This is a genomic window from Neochlamydia sp. S13 (assembly GCF_000648235.2).
Classification (GTDB): domain Bacteria; phylum Chlamydiota; class Chlamydiia; order Chlamydiales; family Parachlamydiaceae; genus Neochlamydia.
The window spans coordinates 1,227,417-1,246,868 of record NZ_AP017977.1 but is presented as its reverse complement, the minus strand read 5'-3'; the positions used below and the strand labels follow the sequence as shown (position 1 = coordinate 1,246,868).

Annotated in this window: 16 protein-coding genes and 1 pseudogene; 5 read left to right on the top strand and 12 right to left on the bottom strand. The window is 37.9% G+C overall.

The window, feature by feature from the left end; all coding sequences use genetic code 11:
• Positions 1–4: 4 nt before the first annotated feature.
• The 6 genes and pseudogenes from TY21_RS04775 to tsaA all read right to left on the bottom strand — a co-directional run bounded on the left by TY21_RS04775 (position 5) and on the right by tsaA (position 5,240).
• A pseudogene (locus TY21_RS04775) lies at positions 5–320 on the bottom strand (type II toxin-antitoxin system HicB family antitoxin).
• Positions 320–511 carry a type II toxin-antitoxin system HicA family toxin gene (locus TY21_RS11845; protein ID WP_130589712.1) on the bottom strand — a complete coding sequence of 64 codons (192 nt, stop codon included), beginning with the start codon at positions 509–511 and terminating at the stop codon, positions 320–322. Before TY21_RS11845 ends, TY21_RS04775 begins: the two are co-directional and overlap by 1 nt.
• Positions 508–2,592, bottom strand: coding sequence for a hypothetical protein (locus TY21_RS04765; protein WP_042243867.1), 2,085 nt, complete (start codon positions 2,590–2,592; stop codon positions 508–510). The genes TY21_RS11845 and TY21_RS04765 overlap by 4 nt, the downstream gene beginning before the upstream one ends.
• Before the next feature lie 597 nt (positions 2,593–3,189).
• On the bottom strand, positions 3,190–4,374 hold the full coding sequence (locus tag TY21_RS04760; protein ID WP_052354652.1) for a DNA-directed RNA polymerase subunit alpha C-terminal domain-containing protein: 1,185 nt from the start codon (positions 4,372–4,374) through the stop codon (positions 3,190–3,192).
• 68 nt (positions 4,375–4,442) lie between these two features.
• A complete protein-coding gene (locus TY21_RS04755) occupies positions 4,443–4,682 on the bottom strand; it encodes a hypothetical protein (RefSeq protein WP_130589543.1) in 240 nt (79 codons plus the stop codon).
• A gap of 141 nt (positions 4,683–4,823) precedes the next feature.
• Positions 4,824–5,240: a tRNA (N6-threonylcarbamoyladenosine(37)-N6)-methyltransferase TrmO gene (gene tsaA / locus TY21_RS04750; RefSeq protein WP_042243894.1), complete on the bottom strand. Its 417-nt coding sequence runs from the start codon at positions 5,238–5,240 to the stop codon at positions 4,824–4,826.
• Positions 5,241–5,308: 68 nt separating this feature from the next.
• On the opposite strand from tsaA, the gene TY21_RS04745 reads away from it, so the two are divergent.
• The 3 genes from TY21_RS04745 (at position 5,309) to TY21_RS04735 (ending at position 7,821) form a co-directional block, all read left to right on the top strand.
• On the top strand, positions 5,309–5,878 hold the full coding sequence (locus TY21_RS04745; RefSeq protein WP_130589542.1) for a hypothetical protein: 570 nt from the start codon (positions 5,309–5,311) through the stop codon (positions 5,876–5,878).
• A gap of 189 nt (positions 5,879–6,067) precedes the next feature.
• A complete protein-coding gene (gene holA / locus TY21_RS04740; protein WP_042243870.1) occupies positions 6,068–7,093 on the top strand; it encodes a DNA polymerase III subunit delta in 1,026 nt (341 codons plus the stop codon).
• Positions 7,094–7,104: 11 nt separating this feature from the next.
• Positions 7,105–7,821 carry an SAM-dependent methyltransferase gene (locus tag TY21_RS04735; RefSeq protein WP_042243873.1) on the top strand — a complete coding sequence of 239 codons (717 nt, stop codon included), beginning with the start codon at positions 7,105–7,107 and terminating at the stop codon, positions 7,819–7,821.
• A gap of 13 nt (positions 7,822–7,834) precedes the next feature.
• On the opposite strand, the gene hemW is transcribed toward TY21_RS04735, so the two are convergent.
• From hemW to TY21_RS04720, 3 genes are all read right to left on the bottom strand, one after another.
• Positions 7,835–8,980 carry a radical SAM family heme chaperone HemW gene (gene hemW, locus TY21_RS04730; protein ID WP_042243875.1) on the bottom strand — a complete coding sequence of 382 codons (1,146 nt, stop codon included), beginning with the start codon at positions 8,978–8,980 and terminating at the stop codon, positions 7,835–7,837.
• A 50-nt stretch (positions 8,981–9,030) separates the two neighbouring features.
• Positions 9,031–9,513, bottom strand: coding sequence for a hypothetical protein (locus TY21_RS04725; RefSeq protein WP_039384409.1), 483 nt, complete (start codon positions 9,511–9,513; stop codon positions 9,031–9,033).
• Between the two features lie 87 nt (positions 9,514–9,600).
• On the bottom strand, positions 9,601–11,721 hold the full coding sequence (locus TY21_RS04720; protein ID WP_052354653.1) for a cytochrome c biogenesis protein: 2,121 nt from the start codon (positions 11,719–11,721) through the stop codon (positions 9,601–9,603).
• Between the two features lie 242 nt (positions 11,722–11,963).
• On the opposite strand from TY21_RS04720, the gene TY21_RS04715 reads away from it, so the two are divergent.
• Together TY21_RS04715 and TY21_RS04710 are read left to right on the top strand one after the other, a co-directional pair.
• Complete coding sequence (locus TY21_RS04715) at positions 11,964–13,127, top strand: hypothetical protein (RefSeq protein WP_042243877.1); 1,164 nt, start codon at positions 11,964–11,966, stop codon at positions 13,125–13,127.
• Between the two features lie 275 nt (positions 13,128–13,402).
• Positions 13,403–14,794, top strand: coding sequence for a hypothetical protein (locus TY21_RS04710; protein WP_042243879.1), 1,392 nt, complete (start codon positions 13,403–13,405; stop codon positions 14,792–14,794).
• 280 nt (positions 14,795–15,074) lie between these two features.
• Here TY21_RS04710 and TY21_RS04705 read toward each other — a convergent pair whose 3' ends face one another.
• The 3 genes from TY21_RS04705 to TY21_RS04695 form a co-directional block, all read right to left on the bottom strand.
• A complete protein-coding gene (locus TY21_RS04705) occupies positions 15,075–17,681 on the bottom strand; it encodes a hypothetical protein (RefSeq protein WP_130589541.1) in 2,607 nt (868 codons plus the stop codon).
• The gene (locus tag TY21_RS04700) at positions 17,678–18,328 is read right to left on the bottom strand and encodes a hypothetical protein (protein ID WP_042243883.1); all 651 of its coding nucleotides are present in this window, start codon (positions 18,326–18,328) and stop codon (positions 17,678–17,680) included. The genes TY21_RS04705 and TY21_RS04700 overlap by 4 nt, the downstream gene beginning before the upstream one ends.
• A 397-nt stretch (positions 18,329–18,725) precedes the next feature.
• Positions 18,726–19,037, bottom strand: coding sequence for a transposase (locus tag TY21_RS04695; protein ID WP_042243887.1), 312 nt, complete (start codon positions 19,035–19,037; stop codon positions 18,726–18,728).
• Between the last annotated feature and the right edge of the window lie 415 nt (positions 19,038–19,452).

The following is a 19,452-nucleotide window of genomic DNA, read 5'->3' as shown; positions in this document are numbered from 1 at the left end:
AATCTTATAAAGATGTTTTTAAGACCGTGCTAATATAGCTGTTTAAGCTCATATGATTTAATTTAGCTTGGACGCTAAGCTTTGCATGTTTCTGGTGAGGGGTGTAAATTAAAATTTCCGGAGAAATGCTTCTCAGGTTCTTCTTTTCTTTTTGCACAAAAAGCAAGATAATCCTGCACAGAGTCTTTGAAAGCCTGCTCTAGTTCATCAACTGTTTTTCCCTGAAATGTAATGACGTCTCTTATTCCCAGAACTTCTCCGTGAAAAATTTTGGCTTCATCATCATACACGACATGGCTCGTATATCCTTTATATTTCATCATGGTTTTACTCCTGCATTTTCTAAGAAACGCCGCATCGAAACTAGAGCGCTTTTATCAGTCTCTTTTTTAGGATAAGGACGGTGGAAAGTAGCCCGTATGCCATTTAATACAAATCGTATGTGCGATCCTTCTCCCTCGGTAATCTTTACCTCAGCAGGGCGTAATAGAGCTTCTCTAGTTTTACCTATTCAACTAAGTATCGCCCTTCTTGTACAGTAAGAACGGTAACACCATAAGGCTCTACAGCCTGCTTTAATACATCGACATGTTTCTCATCTGTAAACGCAAATTGTATATCTTTGCCAAGTTCAGCATGACCAGTAACTAGGCTTTCTCCTTTAACATCTAGCTGATAATTTTTGGAGTCAATCGTGCTGGAAGCCCATATTAGAGGAAATGAATTTTTAATTAGTGATGCCTGACTAGGGGATAACTCTAAAGGTTTTACTTGATTAAACAGTTTAAGAATCTTTCGTATTTCTTGTACTTGGCTTCTTAACAAGTTCTTTAAAGTTATTGTTTGAATGCTATTTAGTTTAGGCAATCCTTTAAAGATTTCTATTAAATCTTCTTCCTTAGGGATCCTTATTTTTCTGGGTTTATAGATTCTTTTTCCCCCACCTTCTATTTCGACTAAGATGGTATAATTGTAGCTATCTTCTTGAGCTGTGACCTCGCAAACCATTCCTAGTTTTCTCTCCCCAGAAGATCGAGGAATTACTACAATTTGTCCTTTGGTTAAGATTTCTTTCTCATTAATTTTTCTGCCACGTTTTGGGAAAGGACTCCCAATTAATTTTCCTTTTGCTTCCCATCCTTCTTCTAAAGGGGATTTTTGGAAGATAGTTTCTGCTTGTAAAGCTTTTGCTAAAATTTTTGTTCGAATATGGTGCTTTAACCTAGGCCATCGAGTAGGATGCTGGTTCATCAATATTAATCTTAATACAGCTATTTTTAAACGATTGGTACTTAATCCAAGCATAGGATCAAAATTCAGAATTTTCTCTATTTCTTTTTGGGTATCAAATAAAGAGCGGGATTTTTGCGCGTAAGCCCAGCAGGTTTCAAAGCCATTCATAGCCATTCCTGATAAATTTTCCTTATTCACTGCTACCGGAGATATTCCTAACCCAAGCTCGCCTGTGAGAGGAGCAAGTTTATAATGTAGTAGAATACTAGTGGAGACTAAGGTGGGTGCTTTAAAAATCTGCTTTCCCGTTTTATCAGCTACTTGGGCGATCCTTTGCATTAAAGGTAGAGCGGCAGATCGAGAGCTTGTTATCCATTGAATTTTCTTTCCTTTCATTTTGCTATGCAAGGCTTGATTAGTAGAAAAAATCTCTTTACGGTAAGCTTGTAGTTCGGTTTTTAAAAAGTTTTTATCTTTAAGCTTTTCAGAAGGGATGCCTTTATGATATAAATAATGCTGAAATCTAGCCAGAATAAGGTTTTGCTTCCCTTCCATTTTATTAGTGTAGACATTCTCTTTAGTTTTTAATATGGAAGAGTTCATTTCTTCAAATTTATTATTTAAAGCTAAACTAGAAAGCTGATGCTCAAGGCTGGTAAATTCGAAAATAAGCTCCACAACTTTATTCTGGCTGCTTAACTTACTTAATGCATCTGCCAGTTGGACTGCTAAAGGGTTTTCAGGAGATAGGCTAGCCTGTATTCTACTTATTCTTTCTATTTCCACTTCCATTCTTTCAAATGTTTCAAAATCCAGCTCCTCAAAAGATTTTCTAGAAACATAGGTAGAAAATTTAAGAAGATCATTAATATTTATCTTTTCTTTAAGGTTCTTAGGGGATCTTAAAATGTTTTTGGAGGTAGGTGATACTGGATACCTGATGGGTGGGTTTTTCTTTAAACCCTGGACCTGTAGCCTAGCATTTTCTTTAGGGGAAAGGGGAAGGACTAAATTTTTGGGATTTAAAACATTTTTGCCCTTTATCGAAATTTTATTACCAGAGAGTAAACTATTTGCAGGAGAAATAACGACAATCACGTTTTTTCCTTTAAGGCCTTTCTCAAGCCAAACACGAGCAGCAATATTTTGAAAACATACTTTTAGCAGCACACCATAGATTAAGCAAATCAAGCGTTTAAGTGGATTAAATGCTTTGCTTTTATCTTTTAAAATGGCTAGGCGAACCTCTTTACCCTTCCAATTGGTAATTACTGTTGGTTGGAGAGAATAAGCATGCTTTTTGTAGCACAAATTCTCTTCATTGCCACTGATTTCAACTTGCTCGTATGTTAGAGCCATAAATAATCCTTTCTCTTAGGGATGGAAGCTAAACATAATAATGTTAAATGCATGAATGATTGCTCTAATTTTAGCAAAAATCTTAAGTAAAAGTTTTGTTTTAAGCAATAAATTATGCGCTTAAAAAAACTGGGCCTGCATACACAACCTCTGAAAGCTATCTCTCTATTTAAGAAGAGGCTTTTATATAGCAGTTGATTGTATAAAGAGCCGCTCAAAAGCCTATTAGCTTATATAAAAATCTGTTTTTCTTTTAACTAATCTTATACCTATGCAGCTTGAAAAATCAACAAGCATAAATAATCACTATTATGATTAGCTGCTTTCCGAGATGTCCATTCGGTCGATTGTTTGTCCCTGGTAAATTCTTTAACCACTTTCTTTCTCATCAAGGCATAATAATCATTTTTATTGCTAGAGGGGACCTTTTGAAAGGCGCTTAAGCATTTAAAGGAATAGTTGTTATGTTGAATTTATGTGTAGGTAAATTTCAGCAATAAAACATAAGAAGAAAAGGCAAACCAGGAGGGATAAAAGGAAAAACTTTTTAAAGATATTAAGTAAAAAGCTTCTGTCAATAATTTTAAGATAATCTTTTTATAGAGAAAATTTTTGGCAATGAACTTCCAACTGTCCCGAGGAGCCTCTAATAATACAAAAAGTGGGAGATAAGCGTATAATCTTTTCCACGTAACCCTCTTGGTATCCTATCCACGTTTTTGCCAATTCTTTTTCTACCAAGGTAATTAGCTCGGGTAATCGATAGTGAATAGAGGGCTTATAAAAATAAGAGAAAGCCTTAGATATTATTTCCTTATATTCCTGAATGCTGTGGTTATCGCAAGCATAGATTTCTTCCTCAATTTCTTGTAAAAATAAAGAAATACAATCTTTACGATCAAAAAAGTGGGTTTGCAGAAAGTTAACTACGCTTATACCCATCGCTTTGTTGGCGCTGATACGTTGCATGCGCTCGATAAGTTCATGGCGAGTGGCTATGCCCCCACGGCGGCGAATCCAGGGTTTAAAAAATACATTAAAAACCAGCTGCATATTCTCGAGGACTCTCTGCTTTTGCAGAGGAGTAGCCATTTTATTTACCACTTCTTGGATCCACTCTTGCTTTTTTTCTAAACTCAATTGACGCAATTCTACTTTTTCGCTAGGGGAGAGGACAAAAAGCTCCGTGAGATTGTAGGGTTCTAAAAGTGCATAAGCTTTTTTTCGTTCTTGCGTAGCGACCAAGCTTTGCAGCCAAACTAAAAAATCTACTTTTTTGCATTTGCCAAGCGAGCGACTTTCTAGATAACTGTTTAACTTTCGATTAATTTCTTCAAGATGTCCTTGACCTATTCCACGTAAAAAAACAAAGTCCTCTATAGAAGCTTTCGTTAGATCCCCGATAGTTTTTTTGCCGTTTTCTAGAAGAGCTTTTTCAATATATTTAGATAATTCTAAAACTTGGATGGGAACTTTTGTGGTGAAAGAGGGTATCCAGCCTCTAAACTCCTCTCCTAGGTCTAATTCATCTTCCTCATATGTGAACAATTCTTTTTTGCTTTTTAAGGGAGGAGGGGCTTTTGGAGAAAGCGTTTCTATACGTCTTATGGACTTGATATCAACATTTTCTAAAGCATAAATATTTTCTAGGCCATGGCTATAAGAAGTTTTATAGGTTTCCTCAAAGGATGGCAAGGTGGCAGAAGAAGGCTCTGTAGAGCGCTTCCGATGCCCTTTTGAAGGGAATAAATGCGTTTCTTGCTTAAATTCTAATACTGCCATACTTCTTACTCAACCATTTTCCATCCAGATGTTAAGGGATTAAGAATTAAGCTCCAAGTAAAAAGAAATTAAAGTCCACTTAAATTAAATTTTTTTAGAAATTCTCGATGGATATCTACATCATTCCAGACAGATTTCTTCTCTCCCTTGATCGTTTCCCTATCATAGCCTGTACTAATTTTTATAACGTGGATAGAAGGTAAGATGATTTTAAAAAAGAACCTCCATGCTTTATAAGCGAGTAGATAATCATTATCTTTACAGCGATGAATACGATTATTTGAGGAGGGGTAGGGATGGGTTGCCAATCTAAAATTAATTTCCTCTTGAAAGTTAAAGCTGCAGAGGTTGTTGAGGTAGCTTACTTGTGCAAGGGCTTCTTCCTCCCAGATAATTGGATAAGAGCTTCTCTTCTTGCAAGACTCTAGCCACCCTTGTTGGGTATCTGTCTAAGCATCTACATATTCAATATAAGGTTTGATGTCAAAAATAGGCGTGCCATCTAGCAAATCATGGTTAATGACATCTATCTCAAGTTGGCTTACACCCGTAATTTCCAAGCAGCTTAACCCTAGAGGATTAGGCCGATGAGGAGAGCGAGTAGCAAAAAGCCCACGCTTAGGAGGGCCGTGGGGCGTTAAAACTTTTGGCTTCCAATGGTGATTACGATGAAACCAGAAAATGACCCATATCTTATTAAAGCCCTCTAAATCGTGCAAAGCCTGTTCAAAATTTTGATGCCGGTTTAAGATTATTTTTCCTTTATTATTTTTAAATAGGCCTGCTTGCTTGGGTAAGGAGTAGCGTTCCTTTTCTAAAGTGTAAAAATAACCGATAGGGCTACATGATAAGGATGGTGATTGCATATATTCTTAAGTTTGGATATATCATTAGAGTCTAATTTTACTTAATACTAGGAGATATTCCAATGAAAATGATGAGATATGTAACAGTTGTATGGCTCCCTTTAACTTTAGCGCTTTCCCTTATCGCTTGCAAGAAGGAGCCGAGAGTAGAATCTCACCATACAGGCACCCAAGCGAAAGAAACAGAAAGAAGTAAGGAAAAGATTCAATATTCCCTGAAAGCTGATGGACGCCTATGGAAATTAGCGACTGAGGATACTCAAGAGCAAATGAAAATTACACAATACATTCTAGAAAATGAGCAGCCAGAAAATGCAACCGAGCTATTTTCTGTTACTGAAATGACTGATATCAATATTACCCCTGCCGAATATTTTTCTCAGTTCATCACGCAGCTACAAAAACGTTATGCGAATGCAAAAGTAGAATCTAAAGTGAGTGTGCAAAAAATAAATAGTCTTTTAGGTGAATGGTGGATTAATGGAAATTCTCCTGATAATACTCAACATGAGTGGATTCGCATCATTAAAAAAGGCAATGAAATTGCAGTTCTTCGCTACAGCACAATCCATACAGAAGATTTGGAGCATGCACGTAAAACATGGGAAGCTATCTTGACTGAAGCTAAATTTGAATAATTGTAAATTAGGAGCAAGTTTGCAGCTTTTTTAGCTGGGAAGTTAAAAATTACTTAACAAGTTTATTTCCATTAGAGCTAATCAATTTTGTTAAGCTAAAGGTGGCAAGCTTGCTTTTTATATCTTGCATACTCCCATGGGCATCTCTTTGTAGACTTCTTCTGGCGAGTTCTTTATAATAATTTTCTTATGAAATATAGTCATTTAAAAGCTTTTGAAAAACATCTAGAGAGCGCGGCGCCAGTACACTTTGCACCTGTTTATACGATTATTTGTAAAGATGAGTTTAACAGAAAAATAGCTTATGAAAGGCTTATTTCTCATCTTTTAGGAGAGCAGATCTCCAATCCAATGGCTCTTTGCATTTACAGCGATGAAAAAGTCGACATAAGCAAGGTTATGGCTGAATTACATTCTTTAGGCTCTTTTGTTTCTAAAAGGGTAGTGGTGATCCACCATGCTGAAAGCCTTTTAAAAGCGGCAACAGAAAAGCTGCTGGCTTATTACGAAAATCCTAATAAAAATGTCTACCTTGTTTTAACAGCAACCTCCTTGAATGCCTCTACGAATTTTTATAAGAAAAGTGAACGGGTAGGGATCATTTTAGAAATAGCGGAAGAAAAACCATGGGAAAAAGAAAAGTCTTTAAAAGAGTGGATTGATCAAACGATTAATCACTATGGAAAACAGATCAACCCTTCTGCTAGTCAGGCGCTTTTAAAACAGATGGGTACCGAACAGGCAATTATAAGCCAAGAGATAGAAAAATTAGTCTGTTATGTGGGCGAAAAGCGCCAGATCTCCTTAGAAGATGTAGACGCGGTTTGCATTCCTGTAAATACGGAAACGATTTGGCAACTAGGTGAAGCGCTCTTTCGCCGAGATGCCTCTACTGCTTTACGTATAGCTGTAGCTTTGCTTCAAGAGGGCACACCTTTGCTCATCTTGCTGAGGCAAATTCGTAGCCAATTTCAAACTGATTTTCAAGTATGCACCATTCTAGCCCAGGGGGGAAGTGGGGCAGAAGTGTCTAAACAATTTGGCTATATGAAAGGGCAAATTCTGGAAAGACATGTCCAGCTGGCTAGAAATTATGGGATGGCTCGTTTTCGCAGGGGGATGATTTTAATAGATGAGGCTGAAACGTCAGCCAAAAACAGCTCAACGGATCATTCTTATCTGATCGAGCGTCTTATAGCAAAACTTATCATTTAAGGTTAACAACTATGAATAAACCCGCTTTGTTACTTTTACCTAATCTTTTAGGGGAGCATCGTTATCATGAAATTTTCTTGCCCAATAGTGTAGATAAAGTCGTCTCTACTCTTGATGGGCTGATTTGTGAAAGTGAAAAGGCAGGACGTCGTTATCTAAGCCGTTTCAAAACTAAAAAACCACTCTCTGAGATGACGGTAGCTATTTATAATGAACATACTCCTGAAGAGGATATCGACTTTTTATTAGAACCTATTCGTAAAGGTGAGCGCTGGGGTTTGATATCGGATGCAGGCTTGCCTTGTGTAGCAGATCCTGGCTCTAAGCTGGTACGTCGTGCACGTCAATCGGGTATAGCCGTGCAAGTCTTTAATGGTCCTTCTTCTATTCTCCTGGCCCTTATACATTCTGGGTTTTCAGGACAACGCTTTACTTTTCACGGTTATTTAAAAGCGGATGAAGCAGGTCGCTTGAAAGATATTAAACGATTAGAAGCTTTATCGCGAACAGACCAGGCTACTCAAATTTTTATGGAAGCCCCTTATCGCAATATGCATATGCTTCAAAGTTTATTAAATACGTTAGCAGAAGATACTTGGCTTTGCACTGCTTGGGAATTGACTATGCCTGAGCAAGGAGTTGTTTCGGAGCCTGTACATAGATGGAAAAAGATGCCTTTACCCAATTTAGAGAAAAAAGCGGCCATCTTTCTAGTTAGTTGTCGGTAGAATTTATAGAAGTTTAGATAAGCTCGGTTGCTACCGTATCATAAAAAAGAACGCCTTGCTGGGAAAGACTTATCCTACTTGATTCTTTATTAATAAATCCTTGCTCTTCTAAGCAGGTAAGATTTTGTAATGTCTCTTGGCTAAGTGCACCATGTGCTTGTTGAAAAGTTTTTAAATCAATTCCTTCTCTCATTCTTAGGCGAATCGCCAATAACTCTCTTTGGCTTGCCTCAGGATCAAGCTGTTCTTCAAAATCAAGAGGGAAATTCCCATTATTCAATAGATAAGCATAACGATTAAGGTGAGCAATGTTGCGAAAACGTTTACCTTTCCAATAGCTAAATGCCGAGGGGCCCAATCCTAAAAAAGGACGACCTGCCCAGTAGCCTGTGTTATGCTTAGACTGAAAGCCCTCTTGAGCAAAAGCTGATATTTCATATTGTTTTAAGTTGCAGCTGTTTAGCATGGCTTGAGCCAGCTCATACATTTGTAAACTTAAGTCAGGATCTGGCAAAGTTTTCAGTAAAAGATCACGATATTTGAAAAAGGTAGTATGAGGTTCGATAGTTAAATTATAAAGCGATAAGTGTTTAATGGGTAATTTGCTTACCTGCAAAAGAGTTTCTTTCCAAATGGCTAGAGTTTGGTTAGGAAGGTCGTACATGAGATCGATGGTAAGATTTTTTAAGCCAGCTTCATAGGATGCCCAAACTGCTTCGATAGCTTTTTCTGCGCTATGCTGTCTTTCTAGCTTTTCTAATAAGGTATTACTGAGTGTTTGTATGCCTATGCTCACCCGATTGACACCGGCTAGTGCATAAGCTTGCATAAGAGAAAAAGTAATAGTTTCTGGATTGGCTTCAAGGGTAATCTCAGTGGTTAAAGGATCAAAGTTCACGTCTCGTTTGATCCATTCAATAATTTCACCTAGATACTCGACTCCTAATAAAGAAGGCGTACCCCCACCAAAATAAATACTAACAATTTCTTTATCCATAAGATCCGGAAGGCGTAACGACCATTCCTTAGCCAAAGCTTGCATGAAAATATTTTTCAGATCTTGACGATTAGGTAGCACATAAAAGTGGCAATAGCCACATTTATGTGTGCAGAAAGGTACATGAAAATAAAGGCTAATAGGCTCTTTAGGGGACGGCATTTAGATTAAACATCTTAATTTTTAACAAAGGAGGAGGCTCTTTATAAATTCTACCATTCATCTGCATCAGGGTCTATGATCCCTCCACGGCGCCATCGATTGCGATCACTAAAATAAGATTCCTCTTCTTCTTCCTCTTCTTCAGCATTTTCGTCGCGTGTAGCTCCCTCTTCATCTTCAGTTTCATCCTTTTCCTCAATCACAGAGCTTTCTACATCAATGGCATCAGTTTCCATGTCAAAAGCTGTATCGCCTATGCCTGCCCCTGTATCTCCCATATCTATGTCAGGGATAGTTGGCATCTCGGTGTAGCCTGCTCGGGCTGTAGGACGTTTGGGAGCTATATATTCTTCAGCTTCACCACTTTCTTTTAGAAACTTAAGTCTTTCTTTTTCTTCTTCAATTTTAGTCTGAATAGCGCGTATTTCTTCCTTATGTTTATCCATATCCTTTTTAGGAACGAGGCCAAGTTTAAGCCATTGTTCAAGATCGTTAAGTTCTACTTCAAGTTTTTTTAATCTTTCACTTTTAATATGTTTCATGGGGTTCCTATAAGCTAACCTATTATTGGGAGATTTGTGTAGGCTCTATGTAGCATGCTAAAATTTTAACAAATCATTTTATTTCCGTTCAAAAGATTTTACCTGTACGGCTTTTAAATGAAAATAGCCAGCAACTATTAAAAAAAATAGTTCCGCTAAAATAAACAGATAATAATAAATTTCTCCCCCTGCTCCGAATCCATAGCTATGTAATCCTGTACCTAAGATGTAGTTCACTCCATACCATGTAAAGCTAATAGCTAGCAAGCCTAATATTGAACCCATCGCTAATCCAAAGAAATAGATATGTTTAAAGGTGTAGGCATGGATAAAGATAAGATAAATGCAGCTAGAGATAAATGCCCAGGATTCTTTAGGATCCCAATCCCAAAAACGACCCCAACTTTGCGCTGCCCAAACCCCTCCTAATAGAGTGCCGGGAATAAGAAGGATAACTCCCACATAGACCGCTTGCAAAATTGTTTGGCCTAATTCACGCATCTCGGACGTTTCATGTTTATGAATTATATATTGACAAAGGTAGATTTGTCCTAAAACGCCTGCTAAGGCAAAAACTCCGTAGCTGCCTACTACCATTAAAACATGAATAATTAACCAATAGTGAGAATCTAAAACAGCTTGAACATTTTCTAAGCCGCTTCCTAAGCCTGTCACTTTAATCATAATAATTAAAGCTAAGGCTACGATAGATGCGCTTAACATAATGAAGGAATTTTTCATTTTCCTAGCAAGGACAAGGCTTGTTAATACAGCGATCCATGGTACATAAATCACCGTTTCAAACATATTAGATACTGGAGGACGCTCTAAAATAAGGCATCGAAGAACTAAAATTAAAGTATTTAAGCAAAATGCTAGGAAGGTACAGCAAGAACCAATTTTATTAAATTTTTGCTTTTTCTGGCTAAGTCCAATGGAGAATAGAATAATAGCTAAGCTATAGAGAGCGATAGTGGCTTCGATTAAAGGTAGTTGATAATACCAATGCTCCATTCTTAACTTTTTGATAGAAGGGTAAGTGAGAGATTTTCCCCAAGCCTTTTGAATAGGCTGTCCAATTAGGATAGGATAATTATCCATCAGTAGATAAGCTAGCTGCTGCTTGTATTCTTTATTGTTATAATCCTTGATAAGCTTATAGTAAAGATCGCGTAGCTGCTCAAATTGTTCATTTGGATAAAGAGTAAAATTGGGAATAGGCTCTAACAGATTTTTTTCTACATTGTAGTGATGCATGGTCAGAGTATTAAGAGAATACCATTCACCATCTTTGGAGGGCAAAACCTTGAAGATTGTGCCCGCATAAGCTAGCCGTTGGTTTAAAGGATATTCTTGCTCAAGAAATTCTGCGATTTGATAGGGAGCTAAGTTTTTTGCTGTTAATTGCCGATAAAGTGCTTGATATTCATTATCTCCCTCGGCGTAGGGGCCTTTTAGATAAGAAAACTGTTTTACAGCTTGTAGAATTCTTAAAATTTCTTCGTTAAGAGGACGATGTTTTTTAACATAGTCGGAAGTAAGTTCCTCAATGGGATCAGAAGTCATAAACCCGGCTTTAAGGTATTGCCAAGGAGGATTTTTAGGATGGTCGGTAATAAAAACCTGACCTTTTTTGAAGGTAGCCCACAGCCCAGAAGATAGATGCCTCAACTCCATTTTTTCTCTATTAGCGGGGTTAGGAACTTCAAAATAAGCTTTAAGGAAATGGTAGGTGACTAATTCTTTAATCAACGCAAGATTAGTTTTTTTACGTTCATAAATCGCTTGATGAAGCTGTTGATAGGTAAAATAATTATCTTTCACGGGCAGGTCTAATAATTCTTTCAAGCGGGCTGAGTAGATCCAAAAAAGAGGAATATCATCCCAGTTATAATGAGCCTGAAATTGAAGATGCCAAAGAAGAGATAAGGCCGAAGGTCCAACCTTATGAAAAGCCTGATAATGCTGTGCCTTGATAGATTGTCGATGATAATATTCTTCAAGCCATAAACGAGCTGTTACCTCTAAAGGCCTGAACCGGCCCTTAAAAGAGGCAGGCACTTCCTTCAAAGCTAGTTCACTTAGTTCATAACTATTCAAGGAAGAGGAAGGAATCAAAATTATTAGTAATAAGAAAGTTAATAAAAGATAAAAAAACGTTTTCAGCCAACCTAAATAAATTTTGTACACCTTATCCATTTACTTAACCTCTAAGTCCTACTACTTTTCGCTATCTTATTGAAAATAATCTTTTGCAGCAAATAGATGATGAATTTATTCTTTAAGGGAAAGCTTGGCTTAAAGCAAGCTTTACAGTGTTCTAAGGTAATATTTAAAATATAATTAACATTTTTTATTAGTTTATTAATTAATTAACTGTAATAGTTCTTTATTATAAATAAGAAATGTGTTATTGTGTAAGATTAAATTTTGGACACAATATGGCAGTAAGAAATATAAGCAAATTGGGCTCACGTGCTTTTCATATTTATGAAGGACCTGCCCATCAGGCGGATAAAAGAGAAAAAATAGGAAATTTTTTTTATTTTTTTGCTAATGTAGCGTTCGGTAAGAAAATAATCTTTCAAAAAGATGGGTATTCGGTAAAAGTCAGGAGTCTTGCTCTACGCATCTTAGCAGGTATGGCTGCTATTCTTTGCTTTAAGCTTACCCTCATAGGTAGGATTTTAATTGAAAGCTCAGCTTCCCATCGCTTAGCATTCAATACCCTTGTAAACATGCATATTTCTTCTGCAAATAGCCTCTTACCTCCTAAACATAATAGCTCTGTTGATTCCTATTTAAGTCGGTCGTGCGCAAATACCGTTACTAAGCCTAGGTCCCAAAAAGGCCTTGAAGGTTTAAAACTTGAAGGTTTAAAAAAAGTAAATAGGCTCACTCTTAAGAAATGTAGGTCACTCAAGCCAAAATCGGCAGTTCTTAATGCTCCTTTTGTGGTAACTCCCCAGATTTTATCTAGAGTTAAACTAAAGCCTATTCAACCAGGTCTTTCTCATGCTTCAGCTAAACTAAGTGTAAACACTAGCCTGATCCCTGCGCAAGCACAAGCTAAGCAGATAACTAAGAGCAGCTGTCCTATATCCAGTTTATCAGTACCGTACCGAGAAACTCTAAAGAGGACTCATTCGGCTGATGCAGACTCAGAATTAAGCCAGAAAGATTTAGTGGCTCATAAATCTGTGAGCATGTCAGATCTTTTGTTAAATATGAGTGGTGCATTCTGGTGCAAGCTTTCGCAGCTTACGGAGAAGAATGCTTCATCTGCAGGAGAAGAAAAATCTCCTATTGAGGAAAGTGAATGGGAGCTGAGTGAGGATGATCAGAATGGTCAATTTGATTATACCGAGCTTGACCGTGAATTTTTAAATAAAAACCGCTCTTATAACTCCTCTTGTAGCTCTAAGAGTTTTACAAGTAAGAACTTTCATGATGCTTTAAGAAAAGAGGAAAAAACTTCAAACGAAGACAAACTAGAAAAGACCTCATGCCAGGAATTGTTAACGAGTAGCTTAAATAGTTTACGCCTAGCTATAGCACAAGATGAAAGCGAGAGTGAAGAGGAAAGCTTAGATTTTGGCTTTTAGAAATGAGGGAGTAAAACTATCCCGCTGTTCCTTAAGATTCATAGGTTAATACCTCTGCATAGTGGAAATACTTTATGGTAATCTTTTTATTTACCCAAGCTTATCTGTTAAGACTTTGCTCATTTGTCAAAAAATAGGAAATCACTTTCCGCCTCGTATCTCTACCTCTTATTTCTATAAACTTCTAAACAGGCTTATTAAAGTTGTAATTGTAAACTATTTGGGTATTTATTAATATGCACGTTGGTATTCAAATTTTTGCATAAAGGTGTCATATGGCTACAAGTGTTACTAGATCTAAGTTTTTTTCTATAGATGCCTCTCCCGCTAATTGGGCTCTCCATAAAGCTGTTTTAAGTGAAGCAGGTAAATATCGTTTAGCTGCGCGAAGTTGGGTGTTTGTATCGACAATATCTTGTGTGCCCTCTGCAGGCCAACAACTAGCTAATCTTATTATCAAAATGGCTGCCGCTACTTATATCACTACATTAGGTCAAATACCTGCTTTGAAAAAAAGAAGTTGGAGTAAGCTTGAAAGCTGTAACCTCATTTCTGAAAATCTTTCCAAAAGTTGGATGAATGTTGCTTTGCATGCCTATAAATTTGTGATGTTTTTAACTATTTCTCCTATTTGTTGTTTAATAACTGGTATCGTTTCGCCTAAAACATGCAAAGATATTCATGATAAATTGCACCTTACTAGTCCGCAGCAATCCCAGGCTGACCTAAATAAATCACCTTCTGACCCTACCTCTTTACCATCTTCTCAAGCAGTTGAATCTTTGCCTGCTGCTAAAAAAGCTGCGCTATCTACAGATACACAATCTCGTCCTCTCCCTGCCATTCCTGGTAATGGAGTGCCTCCACCACCACCTCTCCCACCTAATACCTTCATCAATTCCTCAAACATAGAAGAGGACAAGGATGTCGAAGATTTGCTAGACCTTATTTTAGCGATGAAATTAAAAAGTGTAACTCCCCAAGAAGATGAACAGCATTCCGAAGCTGAAAACGATCTCTTATTACAAACATTAGGAAGTGCTTTTAATCAAATGGCCAATAAACTAAGTGACGAGCCAGGATCGATAAGCAGCTCAGCACGTAACTCGGTAAACTTGGATGAATGGCGGGATACCCCTAGTCATTCTGCACGTAACTCAACCATGTACGCACAAGAATCACTCTCAATGGGGATTGAACGAGAAAAGTTAGCGGAGGAAGAGCTTTTACAAAGGTTAGAGTCAGTCAAAAATGACGACGAGCATGTAGAAAGTCAGGTACAGCTTCCTGCTCAAGGTGATATTAAAAAAGAAGAGCAGACTTTGGAAGACAAGAGAGAAAAAGACAATGAGCAAGAGAAAACTTTATCGATGGAAGATATTCATCAGAAGATAAAGAGAAGACGTCGTGCGCTTGAGACTTTTAATACGCTAACGGCAGCTCAGCAATCTCTTATCCGTACTAAACTTAACCCTAATCAGAAAAATATTCTTAACAAGCTAGTTGAATTGCCACCTGAATCCAAAGCTACCCAACAACCTCAGCATGGAAGCATGGCCAACAAATCAACAAAGGTTGCTGTGGAAGCTAATAACCCATCTGCTTCTAAAAGCAATAAAAGGCGAAGAAGAAGGAATGCTGCTAAAAAAAATGTTAAGCCTTCTTAGAGCTTTACATGGAGGCAGGGCGGTAGCAGAAGTATTAAATTATACCAGCTTATTTAATAACTTCTTCGCCTTACCTCCAGCTATGTTTATAAAGATCCCTGTCGCATGCTCATGTGTAAGCTAAAAAATATATTAAAGCATTTAGGTTTTTATAAATTAATTATAGGCTTTTGAGCAGCTCTTTAGGCGACTCTTAATCTTTAGACAGGCCTTGATAATGAGGGAGCTGATAGAGTGTGAAACAAATGGCAGGCGCTACTATTAGATCCTGCAGACTCTTTTAGCGTCTTTTGTAGGGTTGCATCCACCAGAGTAACCCAATTCCTAAACTTATCATCAGCACCCCTGGATAGGTTAGCCAATACTTAGCAGGATCATAATTCACTAAAATCTGTGCATGTTGGACAGCCACTTCCGAAGAGGGGGAGAGGTTGGCTAAGTAAAACCGATAGCCCTCAGCTGTTTGGTAGATATTATTCATGCTAAGGGTTTTTTCTATTCTAGTATTCCTTTTTAAATCATGGATAAAAATGTCACTTTCATAGCTATAAGGCTGGCTTGTACCTGGATAATTAATCTGCCGAGCATCATGTAAACGTATTTTATAAGGAATATCCCTAAATAAAGGTTGAAAACGTATAAGATACTTCCCTTTCAAAATAGGCCAAAGAAGCTTTTTGCCGTATGGATCATAGGTGAGAGTGATAAGCTCTTTATAAGTGCCTTCTTTCAATTCCAAGGTAAGCAAAGGAAGATTATGCTCCCATTTGGGCAAGGATTTATCTTTGGTTTGCTTTAAAGTTAAAGGGGTCTTGAGTATCACTTCATCGGCGTTTAAACTAGCTGAAAGGGCACTAGCTTCCTCGCTAGAAAGGCTTTTTGTAGCTAAAGGAGCGTTGTAAAGTAAATGTGTGATTAGTTCTGCTTTAGAGGGCTGGTAGCTAAGAGTTTCTTCTTTATTCTGAATTTGATAGCTTATATAAGCTTTTTTTATCTCTTCCAAAGCATATGAATTGTCTGGCAGCGCGTTGATCAACAGGGCCAATTGCGGTGCCCTCATGGGTGCTAAGGGAGATAATATTTTTAGGACCTTATCAAAATATAAGCGGCTTGCATGGTAAGAACGAATGATCGGCTGAGATTGCATAGGCTCGCGCAGGTTAGATAAAGTGATACCGTAAGCTTTTAAATAAGCTGACAGGGCTTTAGCAGAAAACATAGGTGGCATCTTAGGAGGGGGCGGTAGCTGTGAAGCTACAGAAAATAATTGCTGCGCAAATAAAGAGATCATAGGATCAACAGAGTTGTTATCTAATGACATGAAAGGGAGTGCAAAAGGCCATTCTCTCTTTATTAAAATTTGCGAAAAATTTTTTTCTTTCTCTAATTCTTTTTCAATTTCTTCAAGGAAAAGACATAGCCATCCGCAGGCATACTGCTCTTGTTGGGTAAGAATGTTCCAGTTTAACTTATGGAAAAGCCTCTCTAATGAAGGCGAATAAGGAGCTGTAAATAATAAAGAGGATGAGTTTTCCCAAGCTTGTAAAAAATTTAATGTGGCCTCTGCAAACTCTTGTTGAGACGCATCAGCGGCCTGCTTTAGCAATTGTAGGGGAGGAGAAAGAGTAGAATAGTGTGCTAAGCCTTGCCGTAACTTTATGGCAATCCGTAAGAGTTCTGCCTGCTCTTTATCTGTACGGCTGCAAGGAAAATCGTCAAAGGGGAAGGGCATTTGCACTTTATATCCTTCAAAGCCATCATCATAAGCGCTAATGGAGGTAAGCTTTTCCTTTTTGAATGATTGAGTATATACCTCACCATGGGCATTAAAAAAGTAAAGATAATTATCTTCTTGCTCGTCTTGCATAATCAAGCAGGTGGGCTCTTTAAAAAAATCAAGAGTAAAAAGCAGCTTTCCCCTATGAGGGCTAGAGATATTTTGATTAAGCAAGCTATCGGGACCAGCAAGTCTGATCACCATTTTTTCATGGTTAATTTGCACCTGTAAAGTAGGCTGGGCCAGCTCATTCAATGTTGGGTCGTTCCACTCCAAAGCAAAAGAAAATTGAGCTGTATTTATATCTAAAGGAGCTAACAAAAGTTTAGCTAAAGACTCTTCTACAAGAATTTTTCCTCCTGCGGTTTCAGAAATCTTTACGGTTAGATTATGCAGATAGAAATTTTTAGCAGTCTCACTGATAAAAGGGGTTTTTAAGGCAATCAAGTTCCATGGCTGAGCCTTTTCATGATGAAAATGAGCTTTAAAAGAAGGGGGAAGATGCTTGTTATCCTGGAATTCTATTAGAGGAATGGGAGTTATACCTGCAATGATAGCTTGATTACCTTTAACCCATGTTTCTTTACGTTCATAAGAATGAGGAGCATATTCAATAACCCGCATCTCTACATCTTCAAACTTCACTGGTTGGTGCATCAATTGATTTAAAGGATACTCTCTTTGAATATTCTTAGGAGAGTTTTCTATTCCCTTTTTCTCTAAATGGATAGCATAAGTATTCGGAAGAAAAATTTGGTGGCTAGCTCCCCCTTCTATGAGACCCATACAGCCTTGAATGCCACAGTAATTGTTGATAATAAGGCCGCTTAATAGCATGAGTAGTCCGCAGTGAGTTATCAAAAAGGGAATATGTCTAACACGAAAAGGCCATCTTCTCAATGCGGAGACCAAAATATTAATAAAAAATCCTCCTGCTAGGCTACGAAATAGGGGATTGTGGTAGGTAAGATAGGCAGAGGCAAGATGAGACTGGCTTTGCGCTTCTAGAATTGTTCCTAAAGCAGCTCCAAGAATTGCTAACGCCATTAGCATGATGGCAAGTTGTATACTTCCTAAAAAATGATAAAATTTTAAAAGATGTTTCATCATAAATCTTCAATAAGGTGGAAACTTCGAGCAAAAGCAATGATAGACTGCCGATATTTTTTCATGAGGGATGGGGGGCCTATAGCTTTGATGGTTACATCGCTTCTCATTTGTCTATATTTTTTTAGAAGGTAGGGCAAGTTCGGGGCGACAAGGTGGTGATAATGCTCGGGAGCTAATTGCAAGATCCATGCAAAAATTGTTGCTTGCCTTCCCTTTATCTCTCCTGTAGCTTCAAACAAAAAGCCACAATACCCTCCAAAGGCTTGAGATGTTAGGGAGACGGTTTCTAGATTCAAAGGATGAAGTTGTCTTTTCCAACGAGAAATGTAGGTAAAAGGGGAAGGTCGCTGATAAATGCTATCGGAAGGAAAATTATGGATAGCCACAAAGACTTTTTCATCCTGATGAACGATATAAAATTCTATAATTGCTTGCCTAGTATCAGCACGAGGATCTGCAGGAGAAGGATGGTGTTGTATCCAATTAGCATCCACTTTTAAGCGGTAGATGATGGGCTTGCTTTCAGAAGTTCCCTCCCCACGTGCGGCAATTTCTACGTATTTTAAAGAAGGATTGAAAGAATCTTGAGTTGAACAGCTCCAACTAACCCAAGTGAGCAATATAATTGCGAAAATTTTTATTCCCATCAAAAGTTTTTATAAATAAGTGATTTTTAATAAAATTAGAGGCCTATAAAGCTAAAAAATTTTTTATCTGCCTAAAGCGCTCTAAACGCTTGTGACTTCTCAAGTCTTAGTTTTTTTACCTAAATCAGGCCTTGTTGCGTAAATGATCTAATAGCTCGTATCCCTAAGTTAGCACCCATTGCCTTGGGCATTCCAAGTTTTGTCCTCTTGTTCATAACCAAGGATTTGGCATATAATTCTGCTTGTTGATAGGCTAATTTCCTAGAACGAAAGTCTCCTCCAAAGCTTCTTTTAAAGCGGCACATCACCGTTTCGGCAAGCGATCTTCTGTGATAGCCGCAAAGCTTCTTCCAGAGCTGCCTAGCCTCCTCATCTCCTCCAAAGCCTTGAATGATTTTTAAAGCATCCTTTCTTTTTTCATCCAGGGCTTGTCTGCCTCTTGGCTTAGCGTTCTTCCTCTTCTGGGAGGTACCAAAGGATCTATACCCCGCACATAAGATGATCGACAGAAAGCTTGCCTATCATAAGCGTCATCTCCATAAGCAGTTTGTACACTCTTTGGTAGCTCAAAGATCATTTTGCTCGCCACTGAATCATCGGCTTTATTGCTCTTCGTTAATTCACTTAAAATAATCTCATGCGAATCTGGGCAAATGGTTAGATGAATCTTTCTCCAAATTCTTCGTTTGGCTTTGCCACGCTGGCGCACTTTCCACTCTCCCTCACCCTAGACCTTTACTCCAAAAAAATCAAAGGCTATGTCTATTGGACGCTTTAAGGCTTAACTTTTTAAGCCCTTGCCTAACCTTCTTAGCACGCCTGCAAATGCGAGTATAACTGCTGGTATAACAAGGAATAGGCAATCCCAAAGTCAGCATAGTAATCAGCGATAACAAAAATCCTCGTAAGGCTTAGGAGATGCAAGTGATAAACCGCTTGCGGTAGTTAAGCTTTTTTCCATAGCTTGCCTATATTTTTGTTTTTGTAAACTAATTTTATAGCTCTTAAGCGTTAAAGAGCAATCTTATCGCATACACTTCTTATCATTTACGCAACAACGCCACTTTAAGGCGAAAATGCTTTAAATCATGTTGGGGGCTATATAGTAGGGGATAGCGCTCTCT